Genomic DNA, 18879 nt, shown 5'->3' on the forward strand with positions numbered 1-18879 from the left:
ATCCATTTCAGTACTAATATTGGCCTTCTGTTAAGAAGGCCTTTCTATTTCATTTTTTATTTTGCAAAACCTTTCATCTTTGAGATGCTTTTATATACAGCAACAATATCAAGGATTAGATTTTGAAATTAAAACTCTTAGTAGCAGCCTTATTGGCACTAACGACCACTGCCGGCTATTATCCGGAATCATTTAAAGCAGAAGTCGCAAATGACCTTTTACAAGATGAAAACCTAAGAACAGAATTACAAAGAATTATCAGCCAAAATCACAAAAAAAATTCCTACTCTCAAGCTAAGCGCTACCTTTTTAACGAATTACATTTAAAATATGATGAAAGTAACCAACCTTATGTAAAAGGTGTTTACTGCAATAAAGTTTTCAATGGAAGTACTCCTAATATCGGACCAATTGGAGATGGGAAAATCCCTAACCATCAAATTGTTAACTGTGAGCACACATGGCCTCAGTCAAAATTTACAGGCGGATTTAGTTCACAACTTCAAAAAGGTGACCTTCACCATTTATTCCCAACTGACTCTAAGGCCAATAGCGTTCGTAGCTCAAATGACTTTGCTGACCTAAAAGGTGGAAAAGCTGCAACGAGAGATTGTTTTGCTTCTCATTCTGATGGACATTATTTTGAACCACCAACAGAGCATAAGGGCAATGTTGCTCGAGCAATGTTCTACTTTGCAACTCGCTATGGAGCGAAGATTAATAGTAGAATGGAAAAATACCTAAGAAGATGGCACGCAGAAGATCCAGTGGACAGCGATGAAATCGAAAGAAATAACAAGATTGAAGAGATTCAAGGAAATAGAAATCCTTATATCGACTTCCCAGAGCTAGTTTCAGATATCAAAGACTTCTAATATATTTTCAACTTTTTGGCGGCCTTTAATATTGAGGCCGTCAATAAAGACCGTCGTTACCGCAGCATTCGCTAAAGTCACAAGTAATCCTAAAAATACTAAAAACTTAATCATAGGAACCTCCTATTTGGCTTCTTAGTCTATTTTAAACACTTATTTAAAGTTCTCACAAATTCTAATTGATTAAGATTTCATGAAGATAGAATTTTAAAGAAAATAGGAGTATAAAAAACTATGTTTCAATTTATTAGAAAATTACTTACACAAAAGGGATTCAACGCCAAAGCTAAACGTGCCTTCACGAATTACTACCGTTTTGCAAAAGAATCACAATCATATCTAACTTATTGTAAAGAGATGCATGGAATTGAATGCTTCATGCAAAATAACCTATCAAAGAAGCAATTCTCTGCTCTAACTTCTCACTTTAAGCCCCATCAAAAAGTTCTTGATATCGGTTGTGGAACAGGACAATTAACGGCTTACTTTGCAAAGAAATACAAACTTAAGGCAAAAGGATTTGATCTCGTCGAAAGTGATCATGATTATAAAGAAGCAAATTATGAAACAACATGGCTCGGAGAGAATGAATTTGATCTTGTTATCTCGCTAGATGGTTTCTATATGCTCAATGACCTCTACCGCACTTTAAACAAGATTATGGATAGCTTAAAACCAAAAGGAAAGTTTGTCCTCACCTATACATCAGAGCGACCATTTCGCAAAACACGACTTGGTAAGGCCATTGCAAATAAGTATAAAGATAAATTTGAAATTCAAGACTTCACTCAAGATGACCTCATTTTTAATAATAAGGCCAAGGAACTTCTTGAGAAACTTGAATCAGATTTTACTGCTGAAGGAAATTCAAATTTATATCGTACTAAGTATAATGAGATTAGCAAGAATGTAGAGTCCCACAAGGCGAATAAAATGTATCGAAGCCTTATTACTATTTCTAAGTAGTTAGTGATTTAGTTTGTTGGCCTATTGTTTTCTTTGTTAATCTTTTGTGAACTTGTTTTACTTCAATCTCGATGAATTCTATAGTTCATAGTTATGAAGAAGCTCCTACTGATATCGTTTGCCCTTATTCTAACCTTTAAAACATTCGCTACCGAAATCTCAGGTATCGAAATCTCAAGCCACGTAAATGAGTTCTCTGTCGTTGACTCAAAGTATGCAAGAGAAATTTTTTTAGGTCTTCCTGTTAAAAATACCTACGCTGACCTCGTCCATGGCCTCGTCTTTCGCTACCACAAATACTTTTTTTGCGTGCGCGAACCAAGTCATAAATTTCACTGTCATCTCTATCTAAATGGAAAAGGAGAAGGAGAATTATCTTCATATAATAGTGATACCGATTTTGGAAAAGGAGCTATCAGTGAATTCTTAGAAACATCGAGGGCAAATGGGAAGGCAAAGATTCGCTTTGAAAATAATACATTAAAGATAAAGTTTGATGGAAACCTGGCCCAAAGATTTTGGCAAAAACTCGACTTAATTGCTGATGACTATCACACAATAGGGGCCAAGAATTACGAAGTGAGGAAAGGTAAACACTTAAATTGCTACTTAGAAAAGAATAAGAAAAAAGATATCTATCAATGCCAATTTAACGTTACAATCAAGACAGATAAACCAGAAATTAAAATCAATAATGATTTGAACTAGGGGCCTGTATGAAACTAATTGGATCAACAACATCACCTTTCGTTAGGAAAGTGATTCTCGTACTCGAAGAACTCGGAATTCCTTATGAACTTGAACAAGTGAGATCACTTACTCCAGATGGTGCAAAAAAAATTGGTGAATATAATGCTGCAAGAAGAATCCCAATTCTAGAAACAGAAGATGGTTCAATCTTTGATTCAACTATCATTTGTGAATACTTACTCGAAAAACAAGGAAAGCAATTAGATGTACATACAAAATTAGCGCTTCGTTTAATCGATGAGCTTTGTGATTCATGTATCATTCTGTTTCAACAAAAACTCTGGGAATGTGATACAAAATGGGAGTCTAAATTCTCTAAAGTTCAGTACGAAAGAGTGCAGAGTATTCTAGACTCACTTGAAAAGAAAGTTGATAAAGGTGGACTTCATCAGCTGGAAAAAGACTGGCTACTTTGCGTTCTTGATTGGCTGACATTTCGAGATGTTTTTAACTGGAAGAAAGGTCATCTCGCCTTAGAAAACTTCTATGAAAGTCTTAAAGATAGAGAACGTTACCAAAAATCAGCACCAAGAATATAAAAAAAGGCTACCGATGGTAGCCTTTTCTATTTTGATTTTTTAAATTTACTAAAATAATCCCGCCCAATCAGTTGTCTGAAGAGTGTTGATTACGTGTCTTAGGAATTTCGATCCTACTTCACCATCAATCAGTCTGTGATCGTATGTATGAGTTGCATACATCATCTGACGAATTGCAATTGAGTCATCTTCAGTAACAATTGGACGCTTCTTCATTGTACCAACACAGAAGATACCAAGTTGTGGTTGAAGGATAACAGGTGTTGCAATAAGGATTCCGAAAGATCCATTATTTGTGAAAGTATAAGTTCCACCTGACATATCATCCATAGTAAGCTTCTTCGCTCTTGCCTTTTGAACAAGCTCGTCTAGCTTTCTAGCGATACCTCTAATATTTAGGTTATCTGCACCTTTGATTACAGGAACAACAAGTCCGTTACCAGGAACAGCTACAGCACAACCAAGGTTGATGTCTTTTTTCATGATGATATTGTCACCATCAATTGAAGCATTAACCGTTGGGAATTCTTTAAGCGCTTGAACTAGAGCATAAAGAATAAAGTGAGTATAAGTTAGAGAGAAACCTTCTTCTTTTTGGAATTGTTTCTTGAACGATTCTCTAAATTTAAATAGGTTTGTCATATCAACTTCATCAATCGAGTTAACGTGTGGTGAAGTCATTTTAGAAGCAACCATATTCTTAGCGATTGCTTTTCTCATATTATCCATTGGAATAACTTCAACACGTCCGCTTGTTGCAGTTGGAACAGAAGCTGGTGCTGCTGCCTTAGGTGCAGGTGCCGCTGCTACTGGAGCAGGAGCCGCCGCAGGAGCTGAAGTTGTTGCTGCAGGAGCTGCTCCTCTATTATTTAGGAAATTCATGAAGTCAGCTTTGTTTACACGTCCGCCTGCTCCACTTCCTTTAAGGTGTGCTAATTCATTAACATCAACACCATGCTTAGCTGCTAGAGTTCTTACAAGAGGAGTGTAGAAACGACGTCCTGCTGGAACAGAAGCTGCCACTACTGGAGCTGCTGCAACTGCCGCTGGTGCTGCTGCTGGAGTACTTGCCACTGCCGCCGCCGGAGCTGCCGCTGCACCAAATGCTTTTGAAGTATCAGTTTCAATTGCTGCGATTTTAATACCAACATCAATTGTCTCACCTTCTTCAAAAAGAATTTGTTCAACACGACCTGCATATGGTGATGGAATTTCTGATTCAACTTTATCAGTTGAAATCTCAAGAAGGATTTCATCGATTTCAATCATATCACCTGGCTGCTTGTGCCACTTTGTGATTGTACCGTTAGTAATTGACTCTCCCATTTGTGGCATAACAACGTCTTCAAGAGTATCTGAAGAAGAAGCCGCTGCCGCAGGAGCAGGAGTTGCTGCTGGAGCTGCAGGAGCCGGAGCCGCTGCTGCAGGTGCTGCTGAAACAGCTGCATTTGCATCATCATCAATTGCTGCGATTTTTACACCAACATCAATTGTCTCACCTTCTTCAAAAAGAATCTCAACGATCTTTCCAGAGAATGGAGATGGAATTTCCGATTCAACTTTATCAGTCGAGATCTCTAATAGGATTTCATCGATTTCAATTGTGTCACCAACTTGCTTGTGCCACTTTGTAATCGTTCCGTTTGTAATAGACTCACCCATTTGTGGCATTACGATATCATTTTTCATATTCAGTCCTTATATATAATTAAAAATTGATTGATCTACCTTTAGCGTTTAACACAGATTCAGCCAGGAATTCTCCTAGAGTTGGGTGTGGGTGAATCGTTGCGAACATTTCTTCATCAACACCTTCCATTTGTCTGAACAGTACATACTCGTGAATTAGTTCAGTTGCATGAGTACCAACAATGTGTGCACCAAGCATTTCTCCATCTTCACCCATAAGAGTTTTAACAAACCCTTCTGTTTCGTTAGATGCCATGGCCTTACCATTTGCAGTAAATGGAACCTTACCTACTGAGTATTTAATACCTTGTTCTTTAAGAGCTCTTTCTGTGTAACCAACAGATGCAACTTGTGGCTGACAGTAAGTACAACCAGCAACATTCATCTTATCTAGTGGATGTGGGTGAAGACCAGCAATCGCTTCAGCAGCAATAATACCTTCGTGAGAAGCTGCGTGTGCTAAAAGAGGTGGACCAGCAAGGTCACCGATTGCGTAAATATTTGGTACGTTTGTTTGGTAAGTATTATTAACTACAACAAACCCACGATCAGTTTGAACACCAACAGTCTCAAGTCCGATACCATCGATATTTCCTGTCATACCAACAGCGATTAGACCCATGTCAAATTTATGCTCAACAGTCTTACCACCTTTTACTTCAGTGATTGTTACGTCATTACCATTGTTCTTAGCTGAAACTTTTTCAACACCAAGAGACATTTTAATTCCGTATTTCTTATATGCTTTCTCAACTACTTTTGAAGATTCTTCATCTTCGATTGGCAGAAGATTCTTTTGAAGTTCAAAGATATGAACATCAACACCAAATGCATTCCAGAAGTAAGCAAACTCAACACCGATAGCACCAGCTCCGATGATCCCAATTGACTTTGGAAGCTCTTCCATTTTAATTGCTTCCCAAGCACCAATCAGTCTTTTTCCATCGTGCTCAAGTCCAGGAAATGAGCGGTAGTGAGCACCAGTTGCAAGGATGATATTTGTTCCTTCAATTGTCTCAGTGTGACCACGAGATGAAGTAATTTCAACTTGAGTATTTGTACGAAGCTTTCCATAACCTTCAAAAACTTCAATTTTATTTTTCTTCATTAGGTAAGCAACACCACCAGAAATCTTTGCAGAGATTCCCTTTGCACGCTTAACAGCTTGGCCACCGTTTAAACCTTTAAGTTCAACATCAATACCAAGATCTTTCATATCAGCAAGCTCGTGTACACTGTGAGCTGCTTTAAGAACCGCTTTTGTTGGAATACATCCACGGTTAAGACAAACACCGCCTAGTTCTTTACTTTCAACGATCGCAGTCTTTTTTCCAAGTTGGGCAGCACGAATAGCGGCGACATATCCACCTGGCCCAGAACCAATAACAATAACATCAAATTTCTTCATAAAAATATTTCCTCAAACTATTGACCATAAGGCCCATAATCAGTAATAAAAGTTAAGATTTAAGGTTCTTCAACGTACTAAAATTATTTAAAATTGGCATGACACATTGCTACGATTCGTTAATATTTACAAATCGTTGTAATTGCCCTCTATAAGCCAACTTAAAGGGATTATCATTAATTTTACACAGAGCGAAATTAAAAATATCAATAAGTATTTCCCAGAAGGCCTTATAGCACTCGATCTAGAGACCTCAGGACTTTCCCCTTTAGTTGACGAAATTATTGAAATTGCGGCTATTAAAGTCATCGGGAACAAAATAGAAACTTTTGAGTCCCTAGTAAAACCTAAAAATCCAATCCCTGAATTCACAACAAAAATCCATGGTATCACAGATGAGATGGTCAAAGATTCTCCTTCAATTGAAGAGGTCTTACCAAAATTTCTTGAGTTCAGTGGAACTCACACTCTTGTGGCCCATAATGCAAAATTTGATATAGGCTTTATCGTCTTTGCGATGCACCAACTTAAGATGGAATTACATAAAGCTAAGGTTTATTGCTCATGCAAACTTTCTCGAAAATATGTGAAAGGAAGTGAGAACCATAAACTAAGTTCATTGTGTAAACACTTTGATATTCCTCTTGAAAATCATCACCGTGCACTTGATGATACAATTGCCTGTCTTCGTGTTTTTGCTAAAACCCTGGATGAAGTGAAGTCTAATCGCCAACTTAAAGAAGGTGAAATTCTAAATATCCAAGACTTTAGAAAGGCCAATATCGCAGAAGCCCCTGAAACGATTCAAAAACTTCAAGCACATATCGCTAAACAAGAAGTTATTGATATCAAATACAAGGGTGGAACATACAAAGGTAAATTTAGACCAATAAAACCTGTTGCTCTTTTACCAATGCCTGCCGGCGATGTTCTCTACGCTCACTGCCTACTTACAGATATCTACAAATCTTTTGCCATTAAAAAGATCCAAGAAATCCGTGAGCATGTTGAAAATGACTCAAAGTAGTTATATAAAGACGCCATGCTAGCAGGAAAATCAATCTCATATAAAATCCAATTTGTCGTGATCTTCATCATTCACATCGCTCTACTCTATTGGATCTACTGGTTACTTCAAAACACAGGTGTGCTCTCTACAGTAAGTGTAATGCTTCACTTTACAGGAATTGCTCTTTACGGGGCCCTTCTTATTCGTGGATGTGCCTATTGGGCCAAGTGGCATCACCTAAATGACATTAAAAAATACGAAGAACAAAACAAAAAAGATAATAGCGAAGAATGAGAAAAGGACTGCGAAGCACAGATGAAGTCAATGCTCGCTTTGGTCTCAATTTAGAACCATCTCGCTACGAAGTTTTTATCCCCAATCATATAAATGAGCTAATTGAAAAAGAAGGATTTGATGGCATTCATGCCAAACAATTTCTTCCTTCTAATCAAGAACTTCATCAGGATGGATTTGATGACCCAATTGGTGATCAACAAAAATACGTCGCTCCACAACTGATCCATCGCTACGATAATCGCGCCCTTTTTACTCCGACAACTATTTGTCCGGTAATTTGTCGCTATTGTTTCAGAAAGAATGAATTAAGTGGAAAGCATGAAATTTTTAAGGCCGATTTTGAAAAAGTTATAACTTACCTCAAGGCCCATACTGAGGTTAATGAAATTATCTTTTCAGGTGGCGATCCTTTTATGCTTTCAGCTGCAAAAATCAATTTCTACCTAAATGAATTTAGCAAATTAGAACATATTAAATTCATTCGTTTTCATACCAGAACTCCCGCTTCCCTTCCAAATTATATTGGTAATGAAGTGATCGAAGTTCTTAACAAGTTCAAGCAAGTATTCAACGATATCAATATTGTTATTCACATAAATCACGCAGATGAGATCACAAGCGATGTGCGTGATTGTATTGCAAAACTTGGAAAATACTTTCCACTACTCTCACAATCTGTGCTTCTAAAAGACGTGAATGATAAAGTCGAAGACTTAGAAAAGCTTATTTATAAACTTCATGATTTAGGAGTTAGGCCCTACTACCTCCACCATCCTGACCAAGCAAAAGGTGCCATGCACTTCTACCTCACACAAGATGAAGGGCGAGAAATCTATCGTAAGCTTCGCCGCCAAGTTCCAGGGTGGCTTCTTCCTCAGTATATTCTCGATTCACCTGATGGCTCGGGAAAAAGAAATCTATAAAGAAATTCTTAAAGAGCAAGATTAATCAAGTTTCCAAAATTAAAGTACGCTATCATAGTTTTATGAGTAATGAATATAACGATAGAATAGCTCTTATCTGTAAATATATAGCTGATAATATTAATGAAGATCTTAACCTTGAAAAACTATCAGAAGTATCAGGTTTATCTAAGTATCACTTTCACCGTGTCTTCACGGCGAAACTTAATATTAGTCTATACAGCTTTATTCAATTAACACGATTAAAGAGGGCCTCGTATCAACTTGTCTTCAACAAAGAAATGAAGATTATCGATATTGCATTTGATGCTAATTTCGATAGTCCTGAGGCATTTTCTCGTTCTTTTAAAAAAGTTTTTAATGTTACTCCTTCTCAATTTAGAAGTGCACCTAACTGGGAAAAGTGGCATGAGAAATATCAATTCATAATTCCTACAGGAGATAATCACATGGAAATAAAAATAATAAACTTAGAAGAAATGAAGGTGGCCGTTCTTGAACATAGAGCTTCACCCGCAACTCTTAACAACTCAGTTGAAAAGTTTAAAAATTGGCGAATTCAAAGTAAGCAATCACCAATAAACAAAGCACGCACATTTGGTATCGTCTACAACGATCCAAATAATACAAAACCAGAGGATTTTGCCTTTGATATTTGTGGTGAACTATTTGAAGACTTAAAACAAAATAAAGATGGAGTTATCGAAAAAACGATTCCAGCTGGGCGATGTGCTGTTGCACGCCACTTTGGTTCACCTGATAATATTGAGGGTAAGATCTACGAATTATATGGAAAATGGCTTCCGACAAGTGGCGAGGAGCTTCGAGATTTTCCACTTTTCTTTCATTATCATAACTTCTTTCCAGAGGTTCCTGAAAATGAACTGATCACAGATATTTATTTACCTTTAATTTAAACTAAGGTGCAGAATATATTTGTAAAATTAAGTAGTTAATACTTTATTGAAAAAAAATATTCTGTACCTATTGACAACTTTTTCTCTCAGCAATATATTTCATCTCACTCAAATAAGCGCGTGTAACTCAGTTGGTAGAGTGTCACCTTGCCATGGTGGATGTCGCAAGTTCGAATCTTGTCACGCGCTCCATTCTTTAATTCAAATTAAGATACTATTTACATTTAAACGACACGCTAGCGCTGACGCTTGCTAATCTTGCTGAATGCTTGCGCATTCAGTATCACGCGCTCCATTCTTTAAATAATAAGATACTTTCATTTTTAAACGATACGCTAGCGCTGACGCTTGCTTCGTGAACGATAAGCGAAAATTAATCAAAACCTTTCTTTAAAAATAATTAAATCTTATCTGCTGATATCTCCTCTTATAATCAACTTGAAAGAAAAGCTTATCAGGAGATAAATAATGGCGATTAAAGATATCATTCAAAAAGATGTTGTTATCATAAATTCAAATGCAACCTTAAAAGATGCGGCAAAGCAGATGTATGAAAAGCACGTTGGCGCCATTATTGTTGTGGATAATATAACAGGTAAGAAAAATACTCCCGTTGGAATTTTAACAGACAGAGACATTGCCATATCTTTTGGAAAAGAAGGAAAGATTGAACCTTATTCTAAAGTAAGTGAGATCATGACTCAGAATGTAGTTCTGTGCACACCGAAGGATAGTATTGTCGATACAATAAAAAAGATGCAGGCCAATGGAATAAAGCGCATTCCGGTTGTAAACAGCAGTGATCAAATTGTAGGAATCATTTCTTCGGACGATATTATTCAAAGACTTGGTAATGAAATCCATGACCTATCACAAATTGTTAAATTAGAGATAGAAAAAGAATCGGCAATTCAATGTCCAATTGACGAAACAAGACAAGTTAAAATTGCGTAACAGGAAGCGAAGATGTTTAAAAACCGAAAGGAAGCCGGTGCATTATTGGCCGAGGAATTCAAGGATAAGATACGCGAAAAAAATAACGCTGTAGTTATTGCTCTTCCTAGAGGAGGTGTTCCTGTAGCGTACGAAATAGCAATGAGGCACCGTCTTCCTCTTGATGTATTTTGTGTAAAAAAGATTGGTGCACCTAGAAACAGTGAATTAGCTATTGGCGCTGTCACCGAAACTGGAGACACATATTATAATAGAGATTTAATAAGTCACTTTGGAGTTAATGAACTTCAATTACGTCGATTAACAAATGAAAAGAGACGAGAGGCCCTGGAGCAGGCGAAAATTTTACGAAGAAGGAGAGAGCCAATTAATTTAGCAGGTCGAGATATTCTGATTGTTGATGACGGGATCGCAACAGGTGCAACAGTGAAGGCCGCAATCAAATTAATCAAACAGCAAACACCAAATAAAATTGAAGTTGTAACACCTGTATGTTCTAGAGAGTCTTGGAGTGAGATTATAAGTCTGGTAGATGATATTCTTGTACTTGAAACTCCCCACAACTTTCTCTCCGTTGGCGAGTGCTATCTAGAGTTTCTACCAGTTTCTAATACAAGAGCAGAAGAACTCTTAAAAGAAGCCTATGAAACATATCAAGGAAAAATACTAGCACAAGACCAAGATAGAATGTTAAGAAAATCCAAGGGCTAATCTTTACTTTTTGCTAGAGCGAGACCAAAGAATAAGAATGCTGAACCACTAAGTGTTTCAACAACACGCTTAGTTCTTCCCTTTTCAAACTGTGCCTTAAAGAAAGTAACAAAGTATCCAAATAGAAAGAGCCAGATTAGATTTAAGGCAATATGAACTAACGACAGGCCAATTGATTGAACTAGTGGATTCGAATTAATATCAATAAATTGAGGTAAGAAAGTTAAGTAAAAAATTGCAACTTTTGGATTTAAAATATTCGTTAAAAGACCTCTACGAAACTCACTAGAGACAGAGACCTGTTTTCTTACATTTTTCGAGACGAGGAAGAGGTTCGTTTTACTACCACTAAACCATGCTTCATATAATGCACGTACACCTAAGTATATGAGATAAGCAGCTCCAATCATTTTCACAAAGTGAAATAGCTCAGCAGATTGTTGCAAGATTGCAGAGAGTCCAAGTGAAGACATCACTGCGTGAATAAAAAGACCTGAACAGATCCCTAAAATAGTGGCCATTATATTCTTACGATTACCACTTATTGAACTTTTCAAAACTAACGCGGTATCTGAACCAGGAGTAATGGTTAAGATGAAACACAAAAATAAGAAAGCACTAAAAGAATTTTCCACGAGAATTCCAATAACAGAGTTCAATCTCTCTTCAAAAAGTATGAAGAGAGACTGATTATAGATAATTTAACTATTCATCATCCGCAAGGTACTCTGTTCCAAGGTGAGCAAAACTTGTCCATGGAAAGATATCTGAAGCTACTTCCTTAACACTAGCATTGATACTTTCAGTATCTTCGATCAGGATTTGAGTATTCTTTAAATCAAAAAATGAGTTTTCAACTTGTTTTGATACAATTCCAAAAACTGATAAGCTCTTCTTTCGTGAAGAAGTTTTCGCGTTTACAGAAGCAAAGTGTGACTTGAAATCACAAATATAGACAGCATTGTTCACAACTGTCGTCATTTGAGAGAAAACTTCGATATTTGGAACAGACTTAAATTCCTCACTAATCATCTCAAGGAAGTTTCCGTTCCCTTCAAAGAATAAGAATGTTGGAGGTTGATTACCTCTTAACTCATCAAGTGTTGCAACGATTTTCTTTTTATCACTAAAGCTTCCAACAAAGAAACGTGCCTTTGTATCTGGATTCTTGATATCAAAACTTTTCTGGAATGAGCGATCAATTTTTGTAACAGCAGGTCCTGCATTTAAGAAAGACATTTTCACCTTATTCTTAATCTCTTCTGCTCTTTCAGTTAAGTTATTTAGAGCTGGTTTTTCAACAAAGTCACATGCTCCATTATTAAGAGTTTCTTGAGCATAACGTGTATCCTCACGGCTAGCACTTGATACGACAATTACATTTGGATGTCCCATACGATAATTCTTTTTCAGATACTCAACTCCATCCATTTCTGGCATATGAATATCAAGAGTCATCGCATCGACTCTATTAGTTTTTAGGAACTCCTGGGCCTCAACACCATTGGCCGCACTTCCAACAACTTCGAAGTCCTCATCTTTTTCAAATATCTTAGTTAGTAGTTTTACAACAGAAGAACTATCATCAACTATTAGCATACGAATAGGTTTAGGAATCGAAGGTAGACTTGAAATTGGTCTAATAGCAGGTCTCGAAAGTGGTGCAACACCATCTTTAACAAGACTAAGATTTCTTTCAGCCTTAGGTGCTTCAGGGTCTAGGCAATATACACTTGGAGCAAGTGTCTGAACCTTTAAACTCGTCCCCTTCAGTGACTCACTTATTCCAGTAACAAATAGCGCATCTTTATGTAGATATTTTTTGAAATTCATTACGATATTTTCAATAGATTTTTGATCAAAGTAGATGAAAACGTTACGACAAAAAATAATATCAAATTTTTTGCTACCTAGAAACTTTTCTGGTGCAAGTAAATTCATAACACCAAACTGACAGTTATCTTTAATATTTGCGTTAACTTTAGCAAATTTTGAAATTTCACCAGAGCCACGCATCCAGTTACCAGTTAAGTATACAGTTGGGATTGATTTTATTTCACGATAACGGTAAACACCATTCTTTGCAATCTTAACACTTTCAGGATCAATATCAGTTCCAACTATTTCGAAACGCATCCCAGGATAGTTTTTTAAATGATGATGAAAGAACATTCCAAGTGAGTAAACTTCTTGCCCACGACTACAAGCTGCCGAAAGAATTCTTATCGTAGAATCGCCACGCTTCTTTGCATTCGCAACAATACTATCAAGATTCTTTAATAAATATTCAAAGTGAGAAAACTCTCTAAAGAAGTAAGTATGGTGAGTCGTTAACATTGAAATTAAATGCGATGATTCTTTTGCATAATTTTTTGTTAAATAACTATAATAATCTTCCGGAGTCGAGCAACCTAAGGTCATCATTCTCTTCTTAAGACGACTTGTTACCATCGACTGTTGTGCCGGTCCTAGAATATTGCCACTTTCTTTTGAAACAATTTCTGACACATAATTAGCAAGACTGATAATATCCCACTCAATACCTTTCTTAAAAGCTTGGTTCACATAGTTCTCCGAAATATAAAAAATCCCAATAGATGAAAAATCTATATCTCGACTTATCGTCAACTGTTATAATTTCTTAACAATAATTTCAGATAGTTAAATGATAAAAAGTAATCGGAACAAAATTTATATAGATTGCTTAGTAAGGTACTGAAAAGTCGTTTTCAATTTACGTTAACCTGTCAGAGGTCATGATTTTTATCCCCGCTCTTTGCTCTATTGCCGCCTCTAGCATCACTTTTGCAATTGATGAAGCAGGGTTAATACGCAAGCTTTTTGGTAGGATATAGTGGAAAATTTTCAATAAATATTTTCCAATAACCTCCCCTAATCGAAACTCATTCCTCTCTCCACCAATGAGTCCAGGTCTCACTAGACAAAGAGACTTAAACTTTAAGTCCATCAATGCATTTTCCAAATTCCCTTTGACTTGATTATAAAAGAAAATAGAATTCTCATTCGCTCCCATTGCCGAATTTAAGACAAAAGTTTCAATTCCAACTTCCTTTGCACATCTTGCAAAAGTAAGAGGATACACAAGATCTACTTTTTTAAATGCTTCTTTACTACCGGCCACTTTAATTGTTGTACCAAGAGCACATATGACGACATCAACATTCCACTCTTTAAGCATTGCTGAAGTTACCTGATCAAAATTAATGATGGGTGAATATAGTTTAGTGTGTGAATTAATTTCTCGACGTACAGGTGCAACAATATATTCGATTTCATCTCTTTCGATGGCCTGCTTTAACACATGACTGCCCACAAGGCCTGTTGCTCCTAGTATTAGTAATCTCATTCAATACTCCCTAACCAATTCATTTACATATTCACTACAATAAAGTTTAATTTTAATAAACAAAATTAGCTTTAACCACAGTGAGACAATTAATGACAAAGTTTGTTCTATATATTGCCTTTATATTATCAACTTCTTTTCACACATTGGCCCAACATAATTGGGTAAATACTCAAAGCCCACCACAAGATTGGTCAACTTTAGAGAATGATTTTGTGCAAGTTATCTACCCTAAAGGTTTTAAGAAGAATGCAATTTATATGGCCAATCTAATGGAGCACTACTCAAAATATGTAGGACTTTCTTATGGGCTAAAAAAGCCGGAGCAAGTTAGCTTGATCTATCGTCCAGAAATGGGTGATCCTAATGGATTTGTAACACTTGCTCCAAGACGTACAGAGTGGTTTGATTCAACGAATTTCTTTGCCCATGTAAGTACACTTGAGTGGCATGAAAATCTATCGATTCATGAATATCGCCACGTTATCCAACAAGATATCTTTAATAAGAAAACTGTAAAGGCGTTTGATGTACTTATGGGTGATACTGGGCAAGCACTTCTAAGTTATTTAGCTAGAAAGCCTTGGTATATGGAAGGTGATGCTGTTTATGCTGAAACAAAATATACTCAATCAGGACGAGGTCGCTCTTCTCGCTTTATGGCAAGACTAAAAGCAATTTTACTTAAAGGCGAAACACCAACATATGATCAATTTGTTAATGGAACATATAATGATAGATTAGTGAGTTGGTATATTTATGGATACGTTCTAATATCTCATGGTTACAAAAAGTATGGTGACAACTTTTGGGATAATGTCATGGACAATGTTACAGCAAGGCCTTATCCAAACGGAATTGTTGGCGCAATTGAAAATGCATCAGGCATCGACTTTTATGACTTCTACTACGAAGCATTTGAAGACTTAAGAAAAAAGTGGAAAAAGGACAGCTTTCCAGAATTAAAAATAACAGATTTTAATATTAAGACTAATCAATACAAAAATGGCGCTGATCTATATTATCTAGAGTATGACCTTAATAACTTCTATCGCTTAATTAAAGAAACTAATGGTAAAAAAGAAGTTCTAACAGATTTAGCCTACAGTGAAGACATTACTCGATTAGACTATAGTAAAAATCATGCCGTACAATCTCATTTTTTACCGCACTGGCGATATGGGTTCAAAAGCTATTCTGATTTAAGCCTAATTGATTTAAAAAATGGTCATAAGAAGTATATTACTTCGGGAATGAGGCTTTATAATCCACACTTCAACGAAGATGGGACAAGGATCATTGCTATTAACTTTAATGACAAAAATGAATGGATAGTTCAAGAACTTGAATTAAATGGCAAACTCCTTAGAACAATCAAAAGCAATGAATACAAATTCTTAGAAGCTGTTTCAATCAATGAAGATGAAGTTATAGCACTTGTGACAAAGGCCAGTGGTGGAAAAGGTCTCGTACGTGCAAATTTAAGAAATAATAATATAACTAATCTAATTCCAGTAAGTTTTAACAATCTCTATTGGCTACAATCTGATTACAAAGATAATATTTTATTTGAAGCTCAATACAATGGTTCAGTTGAGGTTTTCAAATTCAACATAAACGCAAAAGAGCTACAAAAGTGTACGACTTCTAGAATTGCAGCCTATTCACCTACATTTTCAAATGATGAAATTTTATTCTCTGAACAAACAATAAATGGTAAGAGAATTAGCAATACTTCGATGTCAAACTGTCAGAAATTACCAATCGATAATTTAATTAATCCTGATAAGTTTTATTCCAAAGATAGCCCTAGTGATCGCTTAAATAACTTTGAAAAAATAGAATTTAAAGACCGTGATGAAGTAGCAAATAAAAACTTCAATCTATACAAAGAAAAAGATTACTCTGGTTTTGACTGGCGAGCTTTTACTCCACACTCTTGGAGCTTCTTTGTTGGTCAAGGTTATGGACTGTCATTGTGGGCAGATAATTACTTAAGAGACTTTGGATGGAATGTTAACCTAGGATATGAAGCGGCTGAGAATACTCCATATTCATCGCTACAAATTGATTTTAAAAGATACTGGCCAATTTTCAGCCTAATTGCTGACTTAAGAGAACGAGAAGTTAGTCGCCTTGGTACAGATAATGATGACTATGGTTGGGATGAAAATGCAGTAGGAGCAAAAGTACAACTACCATTCGTTTTCAGAAAAAATCTCTATAACTTAAATATAACTTTAGATTATAGTGCTGAGTTCGTTCAAACTAAGGATTACAATTCAAATGACGTTGACACATCAGGAGAATCGGATTTAATTCGTCAAAGTACGTCACTACTAGTCGATCTTTATAAAGACTATACGGCAAGATCGATTATCTCGCCATGGAGCTTTTCTCTTTTAGGAATGTATCAGGATGCAAGTACAGATGACACGACTGGATTAGTTGGTGATTATCGCTGGTTTGGAGATCTTACAATTACGACACCTGGTTTTTTTAATAATAATGGCTTTAAATTTTCTGTTACTGGTGAAAAGTATGGAGATGGAACAAGCTATCGCTTTCAACCAACTTCGCAAGAAATTATGGGATACGTTTTTTCTCGTGGTTATAATTATTTCGCAACGAAGAGATATGTAAAAACCACTTCTAATTATTTATTTCCACTTTTCTATCCGGATTATAATATTTCAGCATTCATCTACTTTAAGCGAATTTATATGAATCTCTTCTACGATAACACTAAAGTATACGCTATATCAGCAGACAATGGATTTCATATTAGTAGTTATGGAGCGGAAGTGGTTTTTAATACATCGATCTTCAGGGCCATTCCTGTGGACTTTGCATACCGTTTTGTTAGAAAACACGAAACAGAAGAAAATGAAAGTGAAGTATTTTTAGGTATTGGAATTACATACTAGAAAAAAAAAGGCCCTCATATGAGGGCCTTCTTTTTGTTATCTTTCTTCTAATTTGTGATCTAGCTTAAGTTTTTTACGAACACTCTTTTTGATACTTGATTCAACAAGTGCTCCCATTGAAACCATAAGTTGTCTTACAACATATGGAGGCATCGCCTGAAGATCATCAATTGACTCCTTCGCTGCTTCATACTCATCACTTGTTACGACAAGCGATGTATCATATGGGATATAATTAAAGATTAACTCTTCAATTTTTTCCACGCGAGTAGATGACTTTGGGTGACTTGAAGTAATTGCTTGAAAGAAAGTTTCATCATAATCAGGTACCGATGAAAAGTACTTTCCAAGTCCGTAAGGTGAATATCCTGCTTTATATGCATACTGAACACCTAGCTTATCAGCTTCAAGCTCTTGAATACGGCTAAATCCCATAAGTGGAATATCTTCTAATTTATCGTATACATAATAAGTAGCTGCACCACCTAGAATCCCAAAGTTGGCCCAAACAAAACCAGCTCCAACAAACTTAGTAGCAATAGACTTTAAGCTTCTTGTTACAGACTCTGTACCGTGTCTTTCAGTAACGTGTGCCCATTCGTGTCCTAATACACCAGCTAACTCAGCTTCTGTTTTAAGAGAATCAACTAGACCTCTAAAAACAAATACGTATCCACCTGGAAGAGCAAAAGCATTTTCAATTGGAGCATTAATAAAGAAAACCTTAGGTTCTACATCTGGCATATCTGATGCTTTAGCAATCTTAGTAATCATTGTCTTTAAGTACTCGGCCATTTCTCCATCTTGATAAATGTAGCGAGAGAAGTTATTTACGATTTCATAAGCAGCTTCTTTTCCAAACTGAGTATCAGTCGCAAATTTAAAAAAGTTACGTCCAAAACCATTGTGTAGACGGCCTTCTTCACCAATACGGTTATAGTTTTTGTACTTTCCTACGGCCTTACAAGAAGCAAGACTTTTAAATTTAGACATATCGACAACAAGTTCATTACCATTTACTTTGAAGTCAACTGTGTTTGTACAATTAGTAAGCTTAAGCTTATCACCTTGAAGTTTTACAGAACCTGCTTTTCTTAGATCAACACTTCCCTCTTCAGAATCGTAGTTACGCACTTCAAATTCCATATTAATTTCAGTAGCTGATAACTTGTTAAGCTCTGGCCCGTGATTATATTCGAGCTTTAGATTTAATTTTCTTGGGTACATTGGCTTCACTTCAAATGACTCTTCACTTGAACCAGTTAAATTTAATTCCTGGCCATTGATCTTCATTTCACCTGAAAGAGATTCACCCTCAAGAGCATGTACAAACTTAACCTTTGATATTTTTTCGGCATTACATGACACAAGAAGTGCTAATGTCATTAACGTCGCAATATTGACCATTTTCTTCATATGTTTCTCCCATTTTTGTAATAGGCATTACTACCAGTGAAAGCCTCTCTATGTCTTAAAGTGTGTAATAATGAACACAATACTTAGGCCAAATAATTATCCATGGGGAAATCTTGTCTCCCAAGAGCTCT

18 protein-coding genes and 1 tRNA gene are annotated in these 18879 nt (G+C 36.2%); 12 read left to right on the forward strand and 7 right to left on the reverse strand.

The features are described 5' to 3' along the window. Positions 1-122 precede the first annotated feature (122 nt). Positions 123-875, forward strand: coding sequence for an endonuclease I family protein (locus tag ABMA70_RS06560; protein WP_158246750.1), 753 nt, complete (start codon positions 123-125; stop codon positions 873-875). Here ABMA70_RS06560 and ABMA70_RS06565 read toward each other — a convergent pair. Continuing rightward, the gene (locus ABMA70_RS06565) at positions 855-989 is read right to left on the reverse strand and encodes a hypothetical protein (RefSeq protein ID WP_255407605.1); all 135 of its coding nucleotides are present in this window, start codon (positions 987-989) and stop codon (positions 855-857) included. The genes ABMA70_RS06560 and ABMA70_RS06565 overlap by 21 nt on opposite strands. A 120-nt stretch (positions 990-1109) precedes the next feature. On the opposite strand from ABMA70_RS06565, the gene ABMA70_RS06570 reads away from it, so the two are divergent. The 3 genes from ABMA70_RS06570 to ABMA70_RS06580 all read left to right on the forward strand — a co-directional run bounded on the left by ABMA70_RS06570 (position 1110) and on the right by ABMA70_RS06580 (position 3130). Further along, positions 1110-1841, forward strand: coding sequence for a class I SAM-dependent methyltransferase (locus ABMA70_RS06570; RefSeq protein WP_392990872.1), 732 nt, complete (start codon positions 1110-1112; stop codon positions 1839-1841). A 93-nt stretch (positions 1842-1934) separates the two neighbouring features. Continuing rightward, positions 1935-2549, forward strand: coding sequence for a hypothetical protein (locus ABMA70_RS06575; protein WP_392990870.1), 615 nt, complete (start codon positions 1935-1937; stop codon positions 2547-2549). 8 nt (positions 2550-2557) lie between these two features. Continuing rightward, positions 2558-3130 (forward strand): glutathione S-transferase N-terminal domain-containing protein, encoded by a 573-nt coding sequence (locus ABMA70_RS06580; protein ID WP_103216325.1) that lies wholly within the window; start codon positions 2558-2560, stop codon positions 3128-3130. Between the two features lie 48 nt (positions 3131-3178). Here ABMA70_RS06580 and sucB read toward each other — a convergent pair whose 3' ends face one another. Together sucB and lpdA are read right to left on the reverse strand one after the other, a co-directional pair. Continuing rightward, positions 3179-4819, reverse strand: coding sequence for a 2-oxoglutarate dehydrogenase, E2 component, dihydrolipoamide succinyltransferase (gene sucB / locus ABMA70_RS06585; protein WP_392990868.1), 1641 nt, complete (start codon positions 4817-4819; stop codon positions 3179-3181). A gap of 19 nt (positions 4820-4838) precedes the next feature. Continuing rightward, on the reverse strand, positions 4839-6227 hold the full coding sequence (gene lpdA / locus ABMA70_RS06590; protein WP_103216323.1) for a dihydrolipoyl dehydrogenase: 1389 nt from the start codon (positions 6225-6227) through the stop codon (positions 4839-4841). A gap of 142 nt (positions 6228-6369) precedes the next feature. Between lpdA and ABMA70_RS06595 the strand changes: the two genes are divergently transcribed. The 7 genes from ABMA70_RS06595 (at position 6370) to ABMA70_RS06625 (ending at position 11038) form a co-directional block, all read left to right on the forward strand. Beyond that, on the forward strand, positions 6370-7254 hold the full coding sequence (locus ABMA70_RS06595; RefSeq protein ID WP_103216322.1) for an exonuclease domain-containing protein: 885 nt from the start codon (positions 6370-6372) through the stop codon (positions 7252-7254). Positions 7255-7269: 15 nt separating this feature from the next. Next, a complete protein-coding gene (locus tag ABMA70_RS06600; protein ID WP_103216321.1) occupies positions 7270-7530 on the forward strand; it encodes a hypothetical protein in 261 nt (86 codons plus the stop codon). Then, positions 7527-8456, forward strand: a complete 930-nt coding sequence (locus tag ABMA70_RS06605; protein ID WP_392990865.1) for a KamA family radical SAM protein — start codon at positions 7527-7529, stop codon at positions 8454-8456. The genes ABMA70_RS06600 and ABMA70_RS06605 overlap by 4 nt, the downstream gene beginning before the upstream one ends. 62 nt (positions 8457-8518) lie before the next feature. Beyond that, complete coding sequence (locus tag ABMA70_RS06610) at positions 8519-9373, forward strand: GyrI-like domain-containing protein (RefSeq protein WP_392990863.1); 855 nt, start codon at positions 8519-8521, stop codon at positions 9371-9373. Positions 9374-9489: 116 nt separating this feature from the next. Then, positions 9490-9565: transfer RNA gene (locus ABMA70_RS06615), tRNA-Gly, on the forward strand. Positions 9566-9841: 276 nt separating this feature from the next. Next, positions 9842-10327, forward strand: a complete 486-nt coding sequence (locus ABMA70_RS06620; RefSeq protein WP_392990862.1) for a cyclic nucleotide-binding/CBS domain-containing protein — start codon at positions 9842-9844, stop codon at positions 10325-10327. A 12-nt stretch (positions 10328-10339) separates the two neighbouring features. Beyond that, entirely contained in the window at positions 10340-11038 is a 699-nt protein-coding gene (locus ABMA70_RS06625) for a phosphoribosyltransferase (RefSeq protein WP_392990860.1), read from the forward strand. Here the strand turns inward: ABMA70_RS06625 and ABMA70_RS06630 are convergent. From ABMA70_RS06630 to ABMA70_RS06640, 3 genes are all read right to left on the reverse strand, one after another. Next, positions 11035-11673, reverse strand: coding sequence for a LysE family translocator (locus ABMA70_RS06630; RefSeq protein ID WP_392990858.1), 639 nt, complete (start codon positions 11671-11673; stop codon positions 11035-11037). The genes ABMA70_RS06625 and ABMA70_RS06630 overlap by 4 nt on opposite strands. Before the next feature lie 70 nt (positions 11674-11743). Then, positions 11744-13603: a CheR family methyltransferase gene (locus ABMA70_RS06635; RefSeq protein WP_392990856.1), complete on the reverse strand. Its 1860-nt coding sequence runs from the start codon at positions 13601-13603 to the stop codon at positions 11744-11746. A 169-nt stretch (positions 13604-13772) separates the two neighbouring features. Continuing rightward, entirely contained in the window at positions 13773-14405 is a 633-nt protein-coding gene (locus ABMA70_RS06640; protein WP_392990854.1) for an NAD(P)H-binding protein, read from the reverse strand. A 92-nt stretch (positions 14406-14497) separates the two neighbouring features. On the opposite strand from ABMA70_RS06640, the gene ABMA70_RS06645 reads away from it, so the two are divergent. Then, positions 14498-17332 carry a hypothetical protein gene (locus ABMA70_RS06645; protein ID WP_392990852.1) on the forward strand — a complete coding sequence of 945 codons (2835 nt, stop codon included), beginning with the start codon at positions 14498-14500 and terminating at the stop codon, positions 17330-17332. A 36-nt stretch (positions 17333-17368) separates the two neighbouring features. Here ABMA70_RS06645 and ABMA70_RS06650 read toward each other — a convergent pair whose 3' ends face one another. Beyond that, positions 17369-18748 (reverse strand): M48 family metallopeptidase, encoded by a 1380-nt coding sequence (locus ABMA70_RS06650; RefSeq protein ID WP_392990850.1) that lies wholly within the window; start codon positions 18746-18748, stop codon positions 17369-17371. Positions 18749-18879 lie beyond the last annotated feature (131 nt).

This window comes from Halobacteriovorax sp. XZX-3 (genome assembly GCF_043196495.1).
Classification (GTDB): Bacteria; Bdellovibrionota; Bacteriovoracia; order Bacteriovoracales; family Bacteriovoracaceae; genus Halobacteriovorax_A.